Source organism: Commensalibacter oyaizuii, from assembly GCF_029953265.1.
In the GTDB taxonomy this organism is placed as follows: domain Bacteria; phylum Pseudomonadota; class Alphaproteobacteria; order Acetobacterales; family Acetobacteraceae; genus Commensalibacter; species Commensalibacter oyaizuii.
Window position 1 is genome coordinate 1,702,517 of the sequence record NZ_JASBAO010000001.1, and the last position, 21,828, is coordinate 1,724,344.

General features: G+C 39.3%; 22 protein-coding genes and 1 pseudogene. 17 read left to right on the plus strand and 6 right to left on the minus strand.

All coding sequences use genetic code 11. From position 1 onward, the window contains the following. Nucleotides 1-142: 142 nt before the first annotated feature. A complete protein-coding gene (locus QJV27_RS07620; RefSeq protein WP_281448333.1) occupies nucleotides 143-961 on the minus strand; it encodes an IclR family transcriptional regulator in 819 nt (272 codons plus the stop codon). Between the two features lie 166 nt (nucleotides 962-1,127). Here QJV27_RS07620 and yiaK point away from each other — a divergent pair, with 166 nt between their 5' ends. The 8 genes from yiaK to QJV27_RS07660 all read left to right on the plus strand — a co-directional run bounded on the left by yiaK (nucleotide 1,128) and on the right by QJV27_RS07660 (nucleotide 8,944). After that, a complete protein-coding gene (gene yiaK, locus QJV27_RS07625) occupies nucleotides 1,128-2,126 on the plus strand; it encodes a 3-dehydro-L-gulonate 2-dehydrogenase (RefSeq protein ID WP_281448334.1) in 999 nt (332 codons plus the stop codon). A gap of 15 nt (nucleotides 2,127-2,141) precedes the next feature. Beyond that, nucleotides 2,142-2,609, plus strand: a complete 468-nt coding sequence (locus QJV27_RS07630) for a YhcH/YjgK/YiaL family protein (RefSeq protein WP_281448335.1) — start codon at nucleotides 2,142-2,144, stop codon at nucleotides 2,607-2,609. Between the two features lie 175 nt (nucleotides 2,610-2,784). Then, complete coding sequence (locus QJV27_RS07635; protein ID WP_281448336.1) at nucleotides 2,785-4,095, plus strand: MFS transporter; 1,311 nt, start codon at nucleotides 2,785-2,787, stop codon at nucleotides 4,093-4,095. Between the two features lie 40 nt (nucleotides 4,096-4,135). Beyond that, nucleotides 4,136-5,632, plus strand: a complete 1,497-nt coding sequence (locus tag QJV27_RS07640; protein ID WP_281448337.1) for an FGGY-family carbohydrate kinase — start codon at nucleotides 4,136-4,138, stop codon at nucleotides 5,630-5,632. Continuing rightward, nucleotides 5,629-6,297, plus strand: coding sequence for a 3-keto-L-gulonate-6-phosphate decarboxylase UlaD (gene ulaD / locus QJV27_RS07645; RefSeq protein ID WP_281448338.1), 669 nt, complete (start codon nucleotides 5,629-5,631; stop codon nucleotides 6,295-6,297). The genes QJV27_RS07640 and ulaD overlap by 4 nt, the downstream gene beginning before the upstream one ends. After that, nucleotides 6,297-7,157 carry an L-ribulose-5-phosphate 3-epimerase gene (locus QJV27_RS07650; protein ID WP_281448339.1) on the plus strand — a complete coding sequence of 287 codons (861 nt, stop codon included), beginning with the start codon at nucleotides 6,297-6,299 and terminating at the stop codon, nucleotides 7,155-7,157. The genes ulaD and QJV27_RS07650 overlap by 1 nt, the downstream gene beginning before the upstream one ends. Next, complete coding sequence (araD, locus tag QJV27_RS07655) at nucleotides 7,151-7,849, plus strand: L-ribulose-5-phosphate 4-epimerase (protein ID WP_281448340.1); 699 nt, start codon at nucleotides 7,151-7,153, stop codon at nucleotides 7,847-7,849. Before QJV27_RS07650 ends, araD begins: the two co-directional genes overlap by 7 nt. A gap of 48 nt (nucleotides 7,850-7,897) precedes the next feature. Beyond that, nucleotides 7,898-8,944: an SMP-30/gluconolactonase/LRE family protein gene (locus QJV27_RS07660; protein ID WP_281448341.1), complete on the plus strand. Its 1,047-nt coding sequence runs from the start codon at nucleotides 7,898-7,900 to the stop codon at nucleotides 8,942-8,944. Between the two features lie 50 nt (nucleotides 8,945-8,994). Here the strand turns inward: QJV27_RS07660 and QJV27_RS07665 are convergent, their stop codons facing one another. From QJV27_RS07665 to QJV27_RS07675, 3 genes are read right to left on the minus strand one after another with little or no spacing between them, the layout of a single operon-like run. Continuing rightward, complete coding sequence (locus QJV27_RS07665) at nucleotides 8,995-9,468, minus strand: DUF2269 domain-containing protein (RefSeq protein ID WP_281448342.1); 474 nt, start codon at nucleotides 9,466-9,468, stop codon at nucleotides 8,995-8,997. Between the two features lie 4 nt (nucleotides 9,469-9,472). After that, nucleotides 9,473-9,907, minus strand: a complete 435-nt coding sequence (locus QJV27_RS07670) for a DUF2269 family protein (RefSeq protein ID WP_281448343.1) — start codon at nucleotides 9,905-9,907, stop codon at nucleotides 9,473-9,475. Continuing rightward, on the minus strand, nucleotides 9,907-11,190 hold the full coding sequence (locus QJV27_RS07675) for an SDR family oxidoreductase (protein WP_281448344.1): 1,284 nt from the start codon (nucleotides 11,188-11,190) through the stop codon (nucleotides 9,907-9,909). The genes QJV27_RS07670 and QJV27_RS07675 overlap by 1 nt, the downstream gene beginning before the upstream one ends. 363 nt (nucleotides 11,191-11,553) lie before the next feature. Between QJV27_RS07675 and QJV27_RS07680 the strand changes: the two are divergent. The 4 genes and pseudogenes from QJV27_RS07680 to QJV27_RS07695 all read left to right on the plus strand — a co-directional run bounded on the left by QJV27_RS07680 (nucleotide 11,554) and on the right by QJV27_RS07695 (nucleotide 14,139). Further along, nucleotides 11,554-12,141: pseudogene (locus QJV27_RS07680) on the plus strand (YebB family permuted papain-like enzyme). Nucleotides 12,142-12,243: 102 nt separating this feature from the next. After that, on the plus strand, nucleotides 12,244-12,879 hold the full coding sequence (gene queE, locus QJV27_RS07685) for a 7-carboxy-7-deazaguanine synthase (RefSeq protein WP_281448345.1): 636 nt from the start codon (nucleotides 12,244-12,246) through the stop codon (nucleotides 12,877-12,879). Next, complete coding sequence (gene queC / locus QJV27_RS07690; protein ID WP_281448346.1) at nucleotides 12,880-13,605, plus strand: 7-cyano-7-deazaguanine synthase QueC; 726 nt, start codon at nucleotides 12,880-12,882, stop codon at nucleotides 13,603-13,605. Next, nucleotides 13,606-14,139: a 6-pyruvoyl trahydropterin synthase family protein gene (locus QJV27_RS07695; RefSeq protein WP_281448347.1), complete on the plus strand. Its 534-nt coding sequence runs from the start codon at nucleotides 13,606-13,608 to the stop codon at nucleotides 14,137-14,139. Here the strand turns inward: QJV27_RS07695 and QJV27_RS07700 are convergent. After that, the gene (locus QJV27_RS07700; RefSeq protein WP_281448348.1) at nucleotides 14,128-14,781 is read right to left on the minus strand and encodes a class I SAM-dependent methyltransferase; all 654 of its coding nucleotides are present in this window, start codon (nucleotides 14,779-14,781) and stop codon (nucleotides 14,128-14,130) included. The genes QJV27_RS07695 and QJV27_RS07700 overlap by 12 nt on opposite strands. Continuing rightward, on the minus strand, nucleotides 14,778-15,695 hold the full coding sequence (ubiA, locus tag QJV27_RS07705) for a 4-hydroxybenzoate octaprenyltransferase (protein WP_281448349.1): 918 nt from the start codon (nucleotides 15,693-15,695) through the stop codon (nucleotides 14,778-14,780). Before ubiA ends, QJV27_RS07700 begins: the two co-directional genes overlap by 4 nt. Before the next feature lie 134 nt (nucleotides 15,696-15,829). On the opposite strand from ubiA, the gene QJV27_RS07710 reads away from it, so the two are divergent. From QJV27_RS07710 to QJV27_RS07730, 5 genes are all read left to right on the plus strand, one after another. Further along, nucleotides 15,830-16,564, plus strand: a complete 735-nt coding sequence (locus QJV27_RS07710; RefSeq protein WP_281448350.1) for a 16S rRNA (uracil(1498)-N(3))-methyltransferase — start codon at nucleotides 15,830-15,832, stop codon at nucleotides 16,562-16,564. Between the two features lie 54 nt (nucleotides 16,565-16,618). Then, the gene (locus tag QJV27_RS07715; protein WP_281448351.1) at nucleotides 16,619-18,004 is read left to right on the plus strand and encodes a glutamate--cysteine ligase; all 1,386 of its coding nucleotides are present in this window, start codon (nucleotides 16,619-16,621) and stop codon (nucleotides 18,002-18,004) included. Between the two features lie 89 nt (nucleotides 18,005-18,093). Next, nucleotides 18,094-19,782: an ATP-dependent nuclease gene (locus tag QJV27_RS07720; RefSeq protein ID WP_281448352.1), complete on the plus strand. Its 1,689-nt coding sequence runs from the start codon at nucleotides 18,094-18,096 to the stop codon at nucleotides 19,780-19,782. 122 nt (nucleotides 19,783-19,904) lie between these two features. Further along, nucleotides 19,905-21,068, plus strand: a complete 1,164-nt coding sequence (locus QJV27_RS07725; RefSeq protein ID WP_281448353.1) for an iron-containing alcohol dehydrogenase — start codon at nucleotides 19,905-19,907, stop codon at nucleotides 21,066-21,068. Nucleotides 21,069-21,118: 50 nt separating this feature from the next. Beyond that, nucleotides 21,119-21,781 carry a LolA family protein gene (locus QJV27_RS07730; protein ID WP_281448354.1) on the plus strand — a complete coding sequence of 221 codons (663 nt, stop codon included), beginning with the start codon at nucleotides 21,119-21,121 and terminating at the stop codon, nucleotides 21,779-21,781. The last annotated feature ends 47 nt before the right edge of the window (nucleotides 21,782-21,828 follow it).

Genomic DNA, 21,828 nt, shown 5'->3' on the forward strand with positions numbered 1-21,828 from the left:
GATAATATTATTTTGGAATATGATGAAGTAAATTGATAGCTTTACTCGATAATGTGAATAATGTTGCTATCGTAATATAGGTTTTTCCCTCATCAAAAGTTAATTATATGAGCCTGATTATTATTTCGAAGACGATATTTTGTCATTGTTGGTTTGGACTGTAACCCAGTTCTTGGGAAATTATATCTGCAGTGTGCTTTAATTTATTTAAAAGCCATTTTTCACCGATCTGTCGTAGGCGAGAAGTGGAAAGAGAAATGGAAATAGAATATAAAACTTTGTTTTGAATGTTGAAAACAGGGACGGCAATACAAGAAACTCCTAATTCATTTTCTTCTTGATCCCTTGCCATTTTTAGTTGGCGAATTTGATCAAGCTCTTCATACATTTTATCAAGGTTTGTGATGGTATTAGGGGTTAATTTTTGGATCTTATGTTGGTGTTGTTGCCAATAGGATTTGACATAGTCAGACGGGCCAAAAGCTAAATAAATTTTTCCCATTGCAGAGCAGTACAGTGTCAGATGCTGACCAATATATGCTCTGGTCCGTAGCATGCCCATGGTGGGTTCTAGCTTGTAAATTAAAACAGCATAGTCCTTTTCCCGCATCGAGAAATTAATGGTTTCCCTTGTGACAATATTTAATTCTGCCAGATGGGGGGCTGCAATATGGATAATATTCAAAGAGGAAAGTGTTTTTTGTCCAATAGCCACCAATTTTGTAGTCAAGCGATAACTGCCTGCTGTAGGGGCTGGGGTCACATATCCACAAGATTGTAGCCCTTGTAATAGACGATGCACAGTACTTTTATTCAATTCAGCTTGTTCTGACAAATACGCCAAAGGGCAACCATTGGGATAGTTGCTGAGAATTTCTAGAATTTGCAGCCCTCGAAATAGACTTTGACTACCCGCGGGGAAGGTCTTGTCGTGGGTAGTATCCTTTTTTTTTGTGGTCATTTTCATTCCTCGTACCTGCTTTTTATTCTTTCATAATGCATTTTAGAAAAAAAATCACGTCAAAGTGACTTGAATTTTCATAATATGGAATCTAATTTCATATTATGAAATGCTTATTACGAAACGATATAAATTAAAAATTCGTCTATTGAGAGGAGGATAAGCAATGAGGATGACTTTCGAACAATTAAAACATGAATTCGAACGGGTTTTATTATCCCGTAAGATGGATCCTAAAACAGCATCAGATTGTGCAGAAATGTTTGCTAAAACCACAGAAACGGGTGTTTATTCACATGGCGTAAATCGCTTTCCTCGTTTTATAAAGCAACTGGACGCTGGGGATATTATTCCAGATGCACAGCCAGAAAAGATACTGTCTTTGGGCGCTATTGAACAGTGGGATGCGCATCGTTCTATTGGTAATTTAACAGCCACGAAAATGATGGATCGTGCTACTGAACTTGCTTCCTTACATGGTATTGGCGTTGTTGCGTTACGAAATGCCAATCATTGGATGCGCGGGGGCAGTTACGGTTGGCAGGCTGCTGAAAAAGGATATATTGGTATTTGTTGGACTAATTCTATTGCTGTTATGCCACCTTGGGGGGCCAAAGAATGTCGCATTGGAACAAATCCATTAATTGTTGCCATTCCCAGTAATCCGATCACCATGATTGATATGTCCATGTCCATGTTTTCCTATGGCATGTTAGAGGTCAATCGTTTGGCAGGGCGTCAATTGCCTGTTGATGGTGGTTTTGATGATAATGGAAATCCAACACGTGATCCTGGTACTATTGAAAAAAATCGCCGTGTTTTACCCATGGGATATTGGAAAGGATCAGGATTATCAGTCGTTTTGGATATGATTGCTACCTTGTTATCGAATGGATCTTCTGTTGCTGAAGTTACCGAAGATAATCGTGATGAATATGGCGTCTCTCAAATTTTTATGGCGATTGAAGTTGATAAATTGATTGACGGAGAAACCAAGGAAAAAAAATTACGACGAATTATGGATTATGTAACGGATGCTCAGCGTTCAGAACCTGATGTGAAAATTCGTTTGCCAGGTCATAAATTCCCCAGATTGCAAGAGGAAAATCGTCGTAACGGTATCCCTGTTGACGATGCGGTTTGGAATGCGATTAAAGCGTTGTAAATAGGGAATAAAATAATGATTTTTGGGCATATTTCTTGTGATTATCCTTTTCCCTTGCCACACATATTACAAAAAGGATTGGATTTTTTACGTAATACCGATTTCAGTCAATATCAGCCAGGAAAAATCCCTTTGGACGGGGATATTATGTTTGCCGAAGTTATTGATACAACGACGCGTAACATAAATGATTCCAAGCCAGAAATACATGAAAAATATTTAGATATTCACTATTTAGTATTTGGCACTGAATATATCGGGGTCGTACCTGATTTGGGTGAAAATAAAGTTTTCGAAACGATGATGCCAAAACGAGATATTACTTTTTATGAAAATGTATCTCATGAAACCTTCATAGAAATGTTTCCAGGTAGTTATGTCGTTTTATTTCCACAAGATGTACATCGCCCTTGCAGTTGCAAAAATACAGAGACTGCCATTCGTAAGGTTGTCGTGAAAATCGCCGTAAGCTCGATTCAATAAAAGGTGTTTTATCATTTTACAACCCAGATTAATTTGCTGAGAAAGACAATAGGATTTGCAAAAGCTATGAGAGAATTAATGATCTAAATTCAATTCTTTAAGTGTAAAGTCTATCTTTTTGGCGTTCGTTCATAACAGATATGAATTGTCTGTCTCATTTAAAGTGAGAATGATTATGACCAGTTTATCTATTAATAATATTCCACGCCAGCGTTGGCTAAGGATTTTACCCCCCATCTTAATTACTTGTATTATTTCTTATATGGATCGCTTGAACGTCGCCTTTGCTATGCCAGGGGGAATGAGTAAAGAATTAATGATTTCAGTTAGTATGGAGGGAATGCTATCGGGTATTTTCTTTATCGGTTATATTTTTTTACAGGTGCCAGGGGGCAAAATTGCTGTTCATGGCAGCGGTAAAAAATTCATTGGTTGGTCATTAGTTGCCTGGATTATTATTTCCATCCTCAGCAGTATAGTTACCAATTACTATCAATTACTGGGATTGCGTTTTTTATTAGGGGTTGCCGAGGGGGGCATGCTTCCCGTTGTATTAACCATGATTAGTAATTGGTTCCCTGATTCAGAGCGTGGTCGGGCAAACGCAGTTGTAATTATGTTTGTACCGATTGCTGGAATGATCAGCGCTCCTATTTGCGGATGGTTACTATCTGTTGCTTCATGGCGGTGGTTATTTGTAACGCAAGGGGTTTTATGTCTGGTTTTATTGGCTGTATGGTATTTTACCATCTGTGACCGCCCCCAAGAAGCCAAATGGATTTCCAACAAAGAAAAACAATGGTTGTTGGACGCTTTAAGCAAAGAACAAGCTGAAATTTCATCCGATCAATCTGGGCGTAAGTCTTCTTTGATGAGTGTTATCAATAACAAAACAATGTGGCATTTAACGGCTTTGAATTTTTTCTATCAGGCGGGGATTTATGGTTATACATTGTGGTTGCCTACCATTTTAAAAGAACTAACAAATTCCAGTATGGGTAAAGTCGGTGTTTTAGCAATATTACCTTACGTTGGTACTATGGCTGGAATGTTGCTTTTTTCTTTTTTATCAGATCGCACCGGGAAACGTCGGGTTTTTATTTATATTCCATTGATGGGATTTGCGATTTGTATGTTTCTTTCTGTTTATTTAAAAAATGATGTTTTTTTATCTTATATCGCATTGATTGGTTGTGGCTTTTTCTTACAGGCTGCTGCTGGAATTTTTTGGACTATTCCCTCCCATATTTTTAGTGCTGAAATTGCTGGGGGTGCCAGAGGAATCATTAATGCCATCAGTAATATTGGCGGGTTTTGTGGCCCTTATGCGGTCGGTATTTTAATCTCTTTATATAACCAAGATGTCGGAGTTTACAGCCTAGCAGTAGCATTGGCAATATCGGCAATTTTTGCATGGTTGTTACCTGTCAGTTGTGACCCGCATAAAGAAAAGCCAGTTTTATCCATGCGTGAAAAAACAACTTAGCTTTTTGTAGATCAATAAAATAATAATTTTAGGTTTTAAAATGCAAAAATTTTGGTTGGCTATTGATTGCGGCGGCACATATTTAAAAGCAGGATTATATGATGATACAGGTCAAGAATATCATATTGAACGTCATGCTTTGCAAACGCTTAGTACAAGCCCAGGATATGCTGAACGCGACATGAACGATTTATGGTGTTCTTGTGTGCAAACAATCAAAGCGTTGTTAAAAAATACCCGTATTCGTTCAACTCAAATTCAAGGTATTGGTATTTCCGCACAGGGGAAAGGTTTATTTTTATTAGATAAACAAGATCAACCTTTAGGCAATGCAATTTTATCCTCAGATCGCCGTGCATTAACAATTGTAAAGCGTTGGCAAGAAGAAAAAATTCCAGAGAAGATTTATCCTATAACACGTCAAACGGTATGGACAGGACATCCAGCATCTATTTTACGATGGTTAAAGAAAAATGATCGTCGACGTTATGATGACATTGGATGCGTCATGATGGCACATGATTATTTACGCTGGCGTTTAACAGAGCAAAAAGGTTGCGAGAAAAGTAATATTTCTGAATCGAATTTATATAACATCGTCGCAGAACATTATGATCCGCAACTGATGAAATTATTGGGTGTTGCAGAGATCGAGCACGCTTTACCCCCAGTAGTGGGATCGACCGAAATTTGTGGAACCATTACCAACGCAGTTGCAAAATTAACTGGACTTGCAGAGGGAACACCCGTTGTTGGTGGAGTATTTGACGTTGTTTCGACAGCTATTTGTGCGGGTTTACGTGATGAACATACGATAAATGCCGTTATGGGAACATGGGCGGTAACAACGGGGTTGGCTAATCAAATCAAAGATCATGAGGCCCATCCGTATGTTTATGGGTGCTATGTGCAAGATGGACAATATATTGTTCATGAGGCAAGCCCAACGTCATCGGCAAACTTAGAGTGGGTGACTGCTCAGTTTGGCAAGATGGGATTTGATGAAATTAATCAGGCAATAGAAGCTTTGCCTAAAGTGTCCAGCGATGTGATTTTCTTACCTTTTTTATATGGCAGTAACGCAGGGTTGGATATGACGGGTGGATTTTATGGATTGCAATCCATTCATACCAAAGCCCATATGTTACAAGCGGTTTATGAGGGGGTCGTATTTAGTCATATGACTCATATTACCCGTATTTTAGAGCGGTTTACGGGGGTAAAAAAATTGCGGGTAACAGGTGGCCCTGCACACTCTAAAATATGGATGCAAATTTTGGCCGATGTCAGCGGATTAACCCTTGAAATGCCCAAGGTCGAGGAAACGGCCTGTCTTGGTGCGGCTTTGGTGGCGCAAGTTGGAACAGGAATATGGGCAACAATTCAAGAGGCCCAAGCACAATTAACATACCCTATTAATGTATTGGAGCCTGATCGCAGTGCTTATACCGCATATCAGAAGAAATACAGGCATTATCAATATCTTATTGAGGCTTTGCAGTTCTATCACACACGTATAAATCAGGAAAAACGATGATGAGTAAACCTTTGTTACAGTTGGCTTTAGATCATACCGATCTGACCTTGGCACAACGAGATGTGACGATCTTAAAAGATCATGTTGATATTGTTGAAGCAGGAACAATTTTATGTTTGGCAGAAGGGATCCATGCCGTTCGTGAATTGCGTCAACAATGCCCCACCAAAATTGTGGTGGCAGATTGGAAAGTTGCAGACGCAGCAGAAATTTTGGCACATCAAGCTTTTAAAAGTGGGGCAAATTGGATGACAGTAATTTGTGCAGCCCCTTTGGCTACTATTCAAACCGCTCATCGCGTAGCGCAGGAATATCAACATCATCATGCCGAAATTCAAATAGAACTGTTTGGTCATTGGTCTTTCGATGATGCTAGGGCATGGGTGAAGTCAGGCATTGGTCAGGCAATTTACCATCGCGGTCGTGATGCCCAAGCCAGTGGTCAGCAATGGGGAAAAGAAGATTTGGATAAGATGAAAAAATTATCTGATCTTGGTTTGCAATTATCTATTACTGGGGGTATTACCCCCGATGATTTGCATTTGTTTAAAGATATATCGGTAAAAGCTTTTATTGCAGGTCGTGCCTTGTCAAATGCCAAAAATCCCCATGATGTAGCTAATGCTTTTCACCATCACATTCAAACAATATGGGGGAATGTATAATGCGTTTACATCCTTTGGGTATTTATGAAAAAGCGTTACCTAAACAGTTAACATGGCCAGAACGATTAGCATTAGCAAAAAGTTGTGGTTTTGATTTTGTCGAGATTTCAATTGATGAAACCGACGAACGATTAAGTCGATTGGACTGGGATAAACAACAGCGTTTATCTTTGGTCGAAACAATGCTGAATTATGGGATTGCTATTCCGTCTATGTGTTTATCAGCCCATCGTCGTTTTCCATTTGGCAGTCGGGACGTCGCTGTTCGTAACCAAGCCCGAGATATTATGAGCAAAGCCATTCACCTTGCTAGGGATGTTGGTATTCGCACAATACAGTTGGCTGGATATGATGTGTATTACGAAGATCATGACCAAGGCACAGAGGAACGTTTTGCCGAGGGGCTAAAATGGGCTGTGCAACAAGCAGCAGGGGCACAGGTTACGCTATCTGTTGAAATTATGGACACGGATTTTATCAACTCCATTACCAAATGGAAAAAATGGGATCAAGAAATCGCGTCTTCTTGGTTTACAGTTTATCCCGATTTGGGCAATTTAACGGCCTGGGGAAACGATGTTGATGCTGAATTAGCATTGGGTATAAATCGTATTTCAGCCATTCATTTAAAAGATACTTATCCTGTTACAAAAACCAGCAAAGGGCAGTTTAGAGATGTGCCATTTGGTCAAGGATGCGTCGATTTTGCTAAAGCGTTTCAAACGCTTAATCGTCTAAATTATCGTGGTACATTTTTAATTGAAATGTGGACTGAAAAATCTGCTGAACCCATTACTGAAATTATAGAAGCACGCCGTTGGATCGAAGCCAAGATGAAAGAAGGAGGCCTGCCATGCTAGAACAATTAAAAGAAGATGTTTTTTTGGCTAATTTAGCGTTGCCAAAACATCAATTAGTTACCTTCACGTGGGGAAATGTTAGTGGGATTGATCGCGATAAGGGATTGATGGTGATCAAGCCTTCGGGGGTTGAATATGATTTAATGGCCATTAACGATATGGTTGTCGTTGATATTAATACGGGTCAAGTTGTCGAGGGTGACAAAAAGCCATCGTCTGATACCCCAACACATTTGGCATTATACCGTCATTTCAAAGAAATTGGTGGGGTGGTGCATACCCATTCACGTCACGCCACGATCTGGTCACAGGCTGGGTTGGATTTACAAGCTTTTGGCACGACACATGCGGATTATTTCTATGGTAATATTCCTTGTACACGATTAATGACGGATCAAGAGATTGCCCAAGAATATGAATATGAAACAGGCAATGTGATCATTGAAACTTTTAGACAAAGAAATATTGATCCCATGCAAGTTCCTGCGGTTTTAGTTCATTCACACGGTCCATTTACATGGGGGAAAAATGCCAAAGACGCGGTGCATAATGCTGTGGTGTTAGAGGAGTGCGCATATATGGCGTATTGTTCTTATGGATTGGTTACCCATTTATCGCCAATGCAAAAAAAATTACTCGACAAGCATTATTTACGCAAACATGGTGCAGATGCCTATTACGGCCAATCCTGAATATTTGTGTTTTCGTTAACCACGTTGGTTAATCTAGGATTTATAAAGATGAAAAATAAATTACAGTGTTGCACCTACAGTTTTATCATAGGTTTTGGCGTATTGGCATTTTCAATAAACAAGACAGATGCTAAGCCAATTATTGAGAGCAAACCTGCCCAAATTATTGCAGCAGATCCAAGTTTCGTAAATTTGGTTGGCGAACATCCGCAATTACAATTAATCAGTCAAGATAACATTTGGACAGAAGGGCCCCAGGCCATGCCTGACGGTGGGGTAATTTGGAGTGATATTAAAGGGAATAAGGTTTTACACTGGGACGAAGAGAAAGGTGAGCAGGTTTTATTAAAGCCCTCTCAACATCAAAATGGTCATGCCTTGGGTAAAGATGGTCAGCTTGTTGCAGCCTCTCACGGTAAGCGTGCCATTGAACGACAAAGTTCGGATGGATCATGGCATGTATTGGTGGATCTATATAATGAACAAAAATTAAATAGTCCTAATGATATTATTGTCGATAAAAGTGGCGATATTTGGTTTACAGATCCCAACTTTGGGATTATTCAACCCGCAGAAGGTTATGGCGGAAATTCTGTTCAGGGGGGTAATCATGTATATCGATATAGCCCAACAACCAACAAAATTTTTCGTCTAGATACATCGTTGGTCAAGGCCCCCAATGGATTGGCGTTCAGTCCTGATGAAAAGAAGTTATATATTACTGATACTGATCTTGCCTATAGTATGATTGATCCTGCATTAACAGGTGTTCATACCAATCATCAGATTGATGTTTACGATGTTAATTCAGACAAAACCTTAACAAACGGTCGTATTTTAACAAAGGTTGATCCTGGAATTCCCGATGGTATCAAGGTTGATGAAAAAGGAAATATCTGGTCTAGCAGTAAAACAGGGCTGCAAATTTTTAACGCTGAAGGTAAATTATTGGGTAAAGTAATTTTCCCACAAACTGTTAGTAATATGAGTTTTGGGATAAATCCTAAAACACAAAAACCTGTTCTATTTATTACTTCGCATCATAATGTTTATCGCATGGATGTCGGTGTAAGAGGGGCAGTGATGCCGCAATAACAATAGTCGTTATAAATAAAGCACAACATGAACGCAGATCTGTATTCGTTTTATAAGGATACAGGTCTTGCAACCATTAACCAAAAAATAGCCATAAAACAAAGTAAAGTTGGCCATCCTAGGGCAACCCACCACCAAAAATATTTCCAAACAACGGGGGATAAAGGGGTTTTATTATTCCAACAGCGTTGCGTTAAACTGGCAATATGAATTTGTAGCTGAACGACAATAACCCATAATATCATGGATATACTATATAAAATAATTGCCCATAATACCCAACAGGTCGAGAAAGGAATACCCATTAGATGAACCAGCCATATTCCTGTGATTGATTGAATAATACTACAGGGAAGAGTCATATACCAATCTGCCTTTACCACCCTTTGCGCACTATGTGCCATATCATGGGGATGACGACGAATAAATGCTTCGACCATGACAATGGCGGTAATGATTCCTGATGCAAATAAAATCGTGGCACTAAAGATATGAAAACAAAGCAGGATATTAAACCAGCTCATTAATCTATATCCACGAGCGTTTTAATATCATATTTAGCAAAGCCACCATAAATCCCCCCCATCCGATAAAACTGCACAAACGCCCAATCTTTAGCCAAATTAAGTGATGCTGAAAAGGCATTGCAAGGCAGAAATAAGCAACACAAAGGAATATCGTCCCTCCCAACCCCCCGTATAAAGATGCAGAAACTATCCAAGGCTCGGTAAGGTTGATTTTTTCAAAACTAGCCAGGAAAAAACCTGAAATGAGCAGGCTTATTATAGCAGGTACAAATAGTATAAACCCAGAAAGTAAAGAGACAACTTGTAAGTATAGGCTTTCTTGTTTTATAGGACGATTAAGGAGTAAACAAGTATGTACAAAAATACCAAATCCCATACCCGTTACCATGATGGCACATAAAACATGTAATGTTTTTAAGGTCAATATGCCCCACATTATCGATCATCCGTAATACAAAATAAGATAATGACCAAAGTAATAACAGATAAATTTTTTAATAACGCGCCATAAAGATCCAGCCATAAGGATGGAGCGAATATGGTCAGGCCAAGCGTATAAACAAGGACGACCGCAATTTGTGCAAACCACAAATTTTTCGACCATTTGCCAAACAAGATCATAACAGCAAAACAAAAGTCAACGAGTGATCCCACAGGGATTAGAAAAGACATTAATGACGATGCGGTAAGATAGGAGGGTAAAATATGGGTAATTCCGTCAGCCTTGGCAAGAAATCCAGAAATAGCAGAACCCAACCATATGGCAGCAAGGATCAATGCCAAAAAGGGACGCAGCAAAAATAGTTTTGCATGCCAACGATCTTGGACAAAAGCAGGGTGAGTTTGCAGAGCTTCATCCATAGATTTCATTTTTATCCCAAGGCTGTTGGGGGTTGATGTCACAAAGTCAGTGGTCATTTGGTTCACAACTCCAGTTGAAAATCCCCATAAAGGAAAATGGTCCCCAATTTTCCCCATTATTTTTATAATGGGCAGAGGGATAGAGAATATTTTTGCTGCTTTCATCCCCATCCACAGGCGGGTTTTTTGAACAATCTCTGCAAAGCTGAGCGTTTCCGGCCCCCCAATAGTTACAGTTTGAGAACGTTCGCCATTAGCTATGGTGTAATTACAAGCTTTAAGTGCAATTTCAGCCAAATCATATGCCCATATAGGTTGGAATTTCTGTTGTCCACCATTGGGTAAAATTACGGCAAAAGGCATTGCACATAGGCCGCGCAGGGCACTGCTGCCACCGTAACTGCCAGAGGAGTAGATAAAAGAGGCTCGTAAAATGATGGTTTCAAGATTTGAATGACGTAGAATATTTTCGCCATCCATCTTTGTCGAACAGTACTCGTTATCGATATTTTCTTCTAACGATAATGCTGAAATATGAACGATACGTTTATTGGTTTGCTGACACGCTTGGACCAAAGTGTGAATTAATTGAATGTGGGCATGATGAGCAATTGGGGTGCCAGGTTTACCGATAACACCAATAGTGTTAATGACAGCATCGCAATCGTGCAAAGCATCAGCCATAGCTGTTGGATCGGGATCATCGGCAAGAATGCGAACAACACGAGTATTAGGAAAAATTTGTTGGGCTCGATGTGTGTCTCGACAGCCAATAGTAACGTTATGACCGTTGGCTATACATGTGCTGACAATATGGGAACCAATAAAACCCGTGCCACCTAATACACAAATCTTCATGATTATTTCCTAAATAAGAGGTTGTCTACTTACTATATTTACGGGAGTCCAATATCAATAACAGTGATTCATCTGCTAGTTTACAGTAGGGAGCTATGAATATTGTATAGGTTACTCAACGTTTGTAAATAAAAACCGTCTAGGTTGAGTCTGTGATAAGGTAAATAAGATCATTTTACCTATAATTGATAAGGTAAGAAGTATTTTTGACATTTTTTGTTTTCTAACGGTATGTTGAACAATCTTGTTAGGAAATTAAAGTGTCGTAACCATGACTTTATATTTTATAATAAAAACAAATATGGTCATGGTTTAAATAATGATAGGAATAGTTCTTTCATGATATTGCAAAAACCGTTTATAATGCCTTGTGTTCATTATCCTACTGATTTGCAAATTGGGGATATTGTTTTTACCCGTATTGCTAATATCGTTTTTACCAACGTCGCGGTGGCTACTTGCTCGTGGACAAATCATGTTGGAATTATCGTGGGCTTTAAGGATGACGAATATTGGGTAGCTGAAAGTACTATTCCGTTTTCGTGTATTACGCCCTTGTCTAAATTTATTGCGCGTTCTCAGGACCAGTCTTTTGTCATTGCTCGATTGAAATGTTCTCTTAGTCCATTGCAACAAAAAAGAATTGTGCAAGAAACTAAAAAGTGAATGGGAATCTGCTATGATACAGGTTTTAACCTTTATTCTCGCCGTCAATTTTGTTCCAGATTTGTTTATGAAGTGATTAAGGAGGCAACAGAGGGTATTGAGGTGGGCGAAGTTGAAAATTTTAAAACATTACTTCGTAAAAATCCAGACTATAAGTTGGGTTTTTGGCGCTTGTGGTTTTTAGGATTTATTCCTTGGCAACGTGTTACCATAACGCCAGCCAGTCAGTTTAATAGTCCATTACTAGATTTAATCTATGATTTTCGTTACCAGGACGACAGATAAAACTAACGATTTTACAAAGAATATACTGTAGATTGTCTAATCTATCGATAATTTTTAAAATAAGGCTTGTCTTTTTTAGTATTTTCTTGGAAATCATATCCTATGAGTTATGCAGTAAAAGAAATCTTTCTAACCCTTCAAGGCGAAGGTGGTCAAATCGGCCGCACGGCGGTATTTTGTCGTTTTGCAGGGTGTAATTTGTGGTCAGGTCAAGAAGCAGACAGGACAAAGGCGATTTGTCAGTTTTGTGATACTGATTTCGTAGGTGTGGACGGCATTGGCGGTGGTCGTTTTACAGAGGCCGATCAGTTGGCTGATGCTATTGAGCAATGTTGGGGAGATATTGATCCCAGTTGTCGGTTTGTTGTATTTACAGGCGGGGAGCCTTTGTTGCAACTAGATGGTGAATTGATTGATCTTTTGAAGAAAAAAGGGTTTTTTATTGCTGTAGAGACAAACGGAACATTGGTTGCACCCCAAGGGATAGATTGGATTTGTGTCAGTCCAAAGGCGGGATCGACCCTGTTACAACGATCAGGGAAAGAATTAAAATTAGTTTATCCCCAAGATGGCCTCGATCCACAAGATTTTGTTGGGTTGGATTTCGCGGTTTTCCGATTACAGCCTAAAGATGATAAAAATAAGCATGAACATCTACAAAAAGCGATTGAATATTGTCAAAAAAATCCAAAATGGCATTTATCTCTTCAAACGCATAAATTAATTGGGATTCCATAAATGTCGACAGATCAAACAGACTTTTCAAAGGGTGCCTTGGTTTTATTTTCAGGGGGGCAAGATTCAACGACTTGTTTGGCGTGGGCATTACATCATTTTGAACGTGTCGAAACATTGGGGTTTCATTATGGTCAACGCCACAGTGTAGAGATGGAATGTCGTGGCATTATTCGCGAAAAAATAACCCGTATTGACCCAAAATGGCAGGCACGTTTGGGTAAAGATCATATTTTGAATTTGTCTGATTTGGGGGCGATTTCAGAAACAGCTTTAACCCGTGAAACAGAAATTAAATGGGATAAACAAGGATTGCCCTCAACCTTTGTTCCTGGACGTAATTTATTATTTTTAACTTATGGTTCCATTATTGCCGATCGTAGACATTTGCGCCATATTATCGGTGGAATGTGTGAAACAGATTATTCTGGGTATCCTGATTGTCGGGATGATACGATTAAGGCATTACAGGTTGCAATTAATTTAGGAATGGACAACCGTTTCGTTTTGCATACCCCATTAATGTGGATGGACAAGGCTGATGAATGGCGCATGGCCCAAGATCTGGGGGGGCAGGCATTAATTGATTTGATCAATAAAGAAACACATAGTTGTTATTTGGGGGATAGATCCCAATATCATGCATGGGGATATGGGTGTGGTCATTGTCCTGCTTGTAAATTGCGGCAATCGGGATGGGAAACATATCTACAACAAAAGGGGAAATAAGTGTTCGAATTGGTTTTTACCCGTCGTTTTTCCATGGCGCATCGGTTAATCCACGGATCAAGTGAAATCTGTGCCACCCCTCATGGTCATAATGAAGAAGTCACTGTTTATTTAAAAGCTTTAGACCCTGGATCTTTGGACGGGAAAATGAATGTGCTTACTCCGTTTGAAAAAGCGAAATCTACCTGGCATCGTTTCATTGATGGATCGGTTGATCATGCATTTCAGTTGTCTGAAAATGATCCATTGGTGGAATGGTTTAAGCAGCATGAACCTCAACGTTTGTCCCGTTTATTATTAACCCCTGGTGATCCTACAACGGAATTAACAGCGTGTTTATTTATGGCAAAATTAAATAGCTTTTTATCGATTGAACGATCGGGTCTTTATTGCGACCAAATCGAGATCGCAGAAACTCCAACCAATACAGTGCGATTTACGGGTAATCCATCTGATTTTATTCCCAAGAATCGAAAGGATAAAGACTGTTGGTGGCACCGCGCGGATATGAGTATTTCGGATTTACATTTTTAATTGATATAAAACGGTTGACCGTATTGTGCAGTCTTCCAACTCTGTTGTTGTTGGGATGTCGTAAGTGCAGATAGGGGTAAGCTCTTTTTTAGGCAAATAACTGCGCCCAGGATCGGCAATGATAACCGTTGCTCCCTTTTGTGCGCATGTTTTTAACCATGGCCAGATATGCTGGGTCATAGGGGCTTCGTAGCATACATCGCCACAAAAAACAATATCCCACTCGCAAGGTTGTCCAACTACGTCATTTGAGTTTTTGTCCAAAATGATGTGATTGGCCTTGGCATTTAAAGCACAAGCATTTTGCGCCAATGGATCAATATCGGCAACTTCGACGTAACCAGCTCGACATTTAGCTGCAGCAATAGCAGCAATACCACATCCTGCTGCAAAATCGAGGATTTTTTTATCTCTAACAAATTTCGGGTTATCCAGAATATATCGTGCCAATGCCTTCCCCCCAGGCCATGCAAACGCCCAAAAAGGGGGATCGATATTTTGGTGGGTTAACCATGATTCGGTTGCTTGCCAAATGGGGGTTATTTCATTGGCTTGATAAAGTTGTATTTCGGGAACAAAATCAGTTTTGGTTAAAGCAGTAAATCGTGTAATGACATTTTCAAAAGCTGAAAAATTATTCATGAAATGATATTACCTATAAGAAGTGCCAATGCAATTAATAACCCTGCATCTCTGTTCGATTTAAATAAAGTTAGGCAGATTTTAGGATTATGTAAATCAAATTTGGCCATTTGCCAAATAAAATGTATGGTTGGTAATCCCAACGCTATTATGCATATCCAATGATTGTGATTAACAATTGACGCTATAACCAAAAAGAGAATGCACAATCCGTAATTAATCGAAACAAATAATTTTCCTTTATCCCCCGCCCATCTTGCGGTTGATTTGACACCCACCCGTTGATCGTCCTCAATATCCTGATATCCATATATAGTATCAAAGCCAATTTGCCAAAAAATGGTTGCAGCATAGAGTGCCGCCTGTGACCATGATAAATGCCCTGCCGCCGCTGCATAACCAAGGGGGGCACCAAATCCAAAGGTAAATCCTAATACTAACTGGGGAAACCAAGTAACACGCTTTGCACCAGGATACAGGGCTACCAAGATTAAAGAAGATGCCCCTAAAACCCACGATAATGGGTTCAGTTGTATAAGAATTCCCAATCCAATCATTAATAAGATGAATAAGAAGAAGATAGCTTGTTTTAATGAAATCGCACCACTGGCTAAGGGGCGATGTTGAGTACGGGCAACTTGTCGATCAAAATCACGATCCCAAATATCGTTTATAACGCACCCAGCACTGCGCATAACGATACTGCCAATACCAAATAAAATAATCAGTTTAATTCGAATAAGGATAGGGGTATGATGGGGAAGCAATATCCCCCAAATGCCAGGAATAAATAATAACCACGTGCCAATAGGGCGGTCAATGCGACATAACAGGGCATAAGGTTGCAAAGATGCGGGCAGGTAGCGGATCCAGCTGGACAAATTTATATCAGAGTGTGGGGAGAATTGATTCACAACAAGACCTAAAATAATACTATATTATGTTGGAATGTAAAATAAAATGCTTTACTTTAATGTATTAATACAGAATTGTTGGGCTAAGTAAAAGCTTTTTAATTGTTTTTGTGATGACGTAATGGATTGCCAAAATGTCTTTTGTGCCACGTATTTATCTGAACCCAGATCAGTGTGAAGGGATTCAGGAGCAAAAAATTTATCAGGTATCTGAGGATATTGCTCATTATCTAGGTAATGTCTTGCGATTAACTGCTAAAGACCCAGTTGTTTTGTTTAACGAGCGCGATGGTGAATGGCAATGCGTGATTGAAAAGATCGGCAAGGGAAAAGGCAGTCTTTGTGCCCAACATCAGTTGCGTTTACCAATTGTTCCCTTTGGCCCAACCTTGGTTTTTGCGCCTTTAAAGCGCGATGCAACGGATTTGGCGGTGCGTATGGCAACAGAGCTTGGGGTGCATACGATCCAGCCTGTAAAAACTGCCTATACAAATACACATCGTATTAAAGAAGAACGGCTTCAATCCATTGTTGTCGAAGCCGCCGAGCAAAGCAATCGGTTAACTATTCCAAAGATTAAACCCATTCTATCTTTGTTTGATTTTTGTGAAAAATGGCCCAAAGATAAAACGTTATGGGTGGCTGTTGAACGATGTTACGAAAAACAAATCCCTTTGGCTAAAGACCATCGCTTTAGAGGGGATGATGGAATTTTAATTGGTCCAGAAGGCGGGTTTGATAAAATTGAAATAAAAAATTTACTTCTTTACGATTTTGTGCAACCTTTATCCTTGGGAAATTTAATATTAAAAGCGGAAACTGCGGTCGTCGCAGGGCTTGCACGCTTTTCCCAATATGTAAAAGCTTGATATCGTCCTCTTTTCTTAGTTTTCTTATTGACCAAAGTATAAATAGATTTTTAAATGTCCAGTATTTTAGATCAAGACCAAACTCCTATTACCTCTGTATCTCAGCTTGCCGAACATCTGGCCCAAGGATGCAAGCCCGTTTCACAATGGCGTATTGGCACCGAGCACGAGAAATTTGGATTTATTCAAAATAAAGATAATGATCGCTATTTATTGCCCCCTGGATATCGCCCAAATGGGATCGAAGAAATTTTGTTGAATATGCAACATCATAACCCGAACTGGGACGGGGTGTATGATGGTGATCATTTAATTGGATTTGATACAGATCGGGGTGCAATTTCGCTTGAACCTGCGGGACAGTTTGAATTGTCAGGCGCACCCGTTCAAGATTTGCATATGACCAAGGCGGAAATGGAATTGCATTTCAAAGATGTGCACAAGGCTGCTGATCCCTTTAATATTGGTTTTGCTTTGTTGGGATTTCATCCCTTTGCAACGCGCAATGATATGTTGTGGATGCCCAAAAAGCGATACGATATTATGAAAGCCTATATGCCAAAAGTTGGCACACTTGGTTTAGATATGATGACCAGAACCTGCACAGTACAGGTAAATTTGGATTTTGCTTCTGAACAGGATATGGCCCGTAAAATGCGGGTTTCATTGGCTTTGCAACCTTTGGCAACGGCCTTATTTGCTAACTCTCCTTTCTACGAGGGGAAGCCCAGCGGATATTATTCAACACGGGCACGTATTTGGACGGACACGGACAATGATCGCGCGGGAATGCCTTTATCCTTTTTCGAACCTTCTTTTGGTTTTGAAACCTATGTCGAATGGTTATTGGATGTTCCCATGTATTTTATTATCCGTGATGGAAAAATGATTGATGTGGCGGGGGCCTCTTTTCGGGCATGGCTGCGAGGGAATGCACCCAAGGGATTGGAAAATCAACAACCTACTATGGGCGACTTTAAAAATCATATTACTGTTGCCTTTCCAGATGTGCGTTTAAAACAATATTTGGAAATGCGTGGTGCGGATGCTGGATCGCCTGAAATGATGATGGCGATGTCTGCATTATGGACGGGGCTACTATACGATGATGCAACCTTGATAGCGGCAGATGCGTTGGTGAAAGAATTGCCTTGGCAAACGTATATTGATTTACGATCCCAGGTGATTAAGCAGGGATTATCGACCAAAATTGGTAACGAAAATTTACGCCAGTTGGCAGGTCGTGTTATCGCTTTGGCAGCAGATGGATTAAAAAAACGAAATATTTCAAACGCCCAAGGTCATGATGAAAGTATTTATCTGACCCCATTACAAGAAATCGCTGATGGTGCACCCAACCAAGCTGAATACTGGTTAAACCGTTATGAAACGGTTTGGCAGGGCGACGTAAAACAGATTTTAGAAGAAGCTAAAATTTAACGTATCGAATTATAACTTATTCATTAAAATAGATTTTATTTTTTTATAATGTTATTTTGCAAAATAACATTATAAAAGGATCTACGAAAATGTCCGAGGAAGTTGCAAGGCCAAGTGTATTCATTCAAAAAATAAAATTTTTGAATGGAAAAGAAATAGCTTTTGAAAAAAGTGACAAAATTATTATTGCGGGACCCAATAACAGTGGTAAGTCACAGCTATTAAAAGAGATCTATGCAGCTTGTAATGAAAAAGACAAATTTTCGTTCAAAGTCATTGGTGATATTGAGCTGTGTAAGCAGGGCACACAGCAAGATTTAACGGATTTTCTTAATCGAAATGCTATAATGAATATGCAGTATGATCGTTATGAATACAAAATGTATCATATTTATGCCAGCTATATTCCCAATTGGGATAAACAATATTTAATGGGCATAGCTGATATATTTATTCAAAAGATCTTTACAAAGGGCAGGTTGGATATTTGCGATCAGAAAAAAACCGTTGCCCCATCCGAGCAAAAGCTATATTCACAGCATATTCTTTATGACAATGATCAATTAATGTGCAGAATTAGCACTTTATTTAAGCAGGCGTTTGGTAAAGATCTGATGATTGATTTTCGAGGTGGTTCGGTCATCCCATTCCATGTAGGGGATGTTCCGTCAATTCCCGATAGAGTTAGTGATGAGTATATTGATTTAGTGCGTAAGAACCCTTTACTAGATCAGCAAGGCGACGGAATGCGCAGTTATGCAGGGATCTTGTTTGAGGCCATCACGGCCGAAACAGATATTACTTTAATTGATGAACCAGAGGCTTTTTTACATCCCCCACAAATGCGGCGTTTAGGGGAAACTTTGGCCGCAGAGGTACAACAGCAATTGGTTGTTGCAACGCACAGCAGTGATATTATGCGGGGATTTTTGCAAGAAACCAGTGGAAAGTTACGTATTCTTCGTATCCAAAGAAACAATAATACCATCTTAATTCATGATGTTTCACCAGACATAGTAAGGGAACTTTGGCAAAAGCCAGAGTTGCGTTATTCCAATGCGTTGGACAGTATTTTTCATGAACAAACAATTATTTGTGAAGATGATAGTGATTGCAGATTAATTAATGCTGTGGCTGATTTTTTGGCCAAAGGGTCAGAAGAAAGATATGAAGATACGTTTTATGTTCCCACAGGGGGTAAACATGCTATTCCAAAGATTGCTGGGGTATTGCGTCAAATCGGTGTGCCAATCAAAGCTGTTTTTGATTTAGATTTTTTAAATGATGAAGGATTATTAAAAAAAACAATTCAGGCCTTTGGTGGGGATTGGGATGATTTTAAAGATCTATGGATACGTCTTGATAAGGCTATAAAAAACGAGAACAAAAATAAAGATAATAATGTCATTTTGAAAGAAATCATATCGTTATGTCAAACAGCATGTAGCGCACAGTCGCCAGAAATACCAGTGTCCGAGATTAAAAAAGCGATGAAAATTGATAATCCTTGGCATGAAATAAAAAAACATGGGTCGACTGGAATTTCAAAAGGTCAATCCTGGAAAGATTATGAAGCTCTTAACAACAAGTTAGAACAGATTGGTATTTATTTGATTCCTGTTGGTGAAATCGAGAATTTTTGCCGAGGCATAGGTGGGCATGGCCCCAAATATGTAACAAAGTTATTAGAAGAAGTATCTCTTGGGGATGATCGGTTAATGGGTTTACGATCCTTTGTTGAAACGGTGTATGGAGGTAGCTGTGCACCATTTAAATGATTTTTTTTAATTAAGTTAATAAATATAATGAATATTATTCATCACTTTTTTTTGATTATATCGCTATAATATGTATAATTGTTTTAAGAAACATCATTTTATATTTATATTAAGGATCAGTTATGGCACTTCAAAATTTTGAGTTTTGTAATCCAACCCGCATTGTTTTTGGAAAACAAACAATACAACAATTGGATAAACTAATCCCAGAAGCGTCCAAAATATTGATCGTTATTGGTGGGGGCAGCGTCCGTAAAAACGGAACATTGGATGAGGTAGAACAGGCATTAGGCAAGCGTTCTTTTGCTGTTTTCGAAGGGATTGAACCCAATCCAACCTTTGAAACTGCTATGTTGGCTGTTGAAAAAATCCGCAAAGAAAATTTTGACTTTGTACTGGGGGTTGGCGGTGGCTCTGTTATGGATGCCTGTAAATTTATTGCAGGGGCTGTTAAATACCAAGGGGATACATGGGATATTGTCCTCAGTGGTGGGGAAAAAATAACCCAAGTGATCCCTTTTGGATTTGTTCCAACATTGCCTGCAACGGGTTCAGAAATGAATTCAGGGGGGGTGATTTCACGTAAATCAACATTTGATAAATTACCAATCCATAGTTCTTTGCTATTCCCGTTATTTTCGATTTGGGACCCAACGAAAACATATAGTTTACCAAAACGTCAGGTTGCCAATGGGATTGTTGACGCATTCATTCACACAGTGGAACAATATATTACCTACTCTGTTAATGCTTGTGTTCAGGATCGTTTTGCTGAAGGGTTATTGTTAACGTTGATTGAAGAAGGCCCCAAAACGTTAGAAAACCCAGAGGATTACGAGGCACGTGCCAATTTCATATGGGCTGCAACAATGGCGTTGAATGGATTGATTTCAACAGGGGTTCCAAGTGATTGGGCTACACACATGATTGGTCATGAACTGACAATCTTATATGGGATCGATCACGGTCAAACCCTGGCTATAATCCTGCCTTCTTTATTAAATGAAATGCGTAATGATAAACGCAGTAAATTATTGCAATACGGGCGCAGAGTTTGGGGGATTGAGCATCAGGACGAAGAAAAAATTATTGACGAAGCGATTGCAAAAACACGCGCTTTCTTTGAAAGTTTAGGGATTAAAACGCATTTACGTGATTATGGTGTTGATGATAGTGCAGTCGACAAAGTCGTTGAACAATTACAAAGGCATAATTTAACGGCTTTAGGAGAAAGAAAAAATATTACACCTGAGGTCAGTCGGCGTATTGTAGAGGCTAGCCTTTAATTGTAAATTTCTTTATAAAGGGATGTCTTTATAGAGAAAGGAACCTGTGAATGAATTATATGCGTCTTGTTTCTGGCTGTGTCGTCCTGGTGGGAATATTATGTTTAAATGCAGGTTCCGTACACACAGCATTGGCCCAAGATATTGTTGTATCTTCTGCCAACTCTTCTGGAGTGCGATTATCCACCCAAGAACAGGCCAATGTTGATCAGGCACAACGTTGGATTAATGGATTAACAACATTAAAGGCAAAATTTCAGCAAATTGCCCCCGATGGTAAGCGAAGTACAGGTACGGTGTGGATTAAACGTCCAGGTCGTATTCGGTTTGAATACAACAAACCTAGCCAGTTATTATTGGTTGCCAATGATGGGAAAATGGTTTTTCATGATGGAGAGGTTGATCAAACAACGACAATTCCATTGGATCAAAGTCCCCTCGGTTTACTTTTGAAACCAGAGTTAAGTTTTACGGGGGATGTAACCATTACAAATTATATGCCCATTAATAATGGTTTATTTCAGATTACCGTTGTACGGACAGCATCCCCTTCGGATGGAAGTTTAACGTTATTTTTTAATGAAAATCCAATGATGTTACGGGCTTGGCGTGTGATAGATGCCCAAGGACAAAGTACACAGGTAGATTTGTATGATTTAAAACTTGGAGTTTCTGTTTCAAACAAATTATTCAAAATGGATTTTGGCGATTAAAAGATAATATGCTTCGATGTTTGATACGATTTGGCCGTTTAATTACG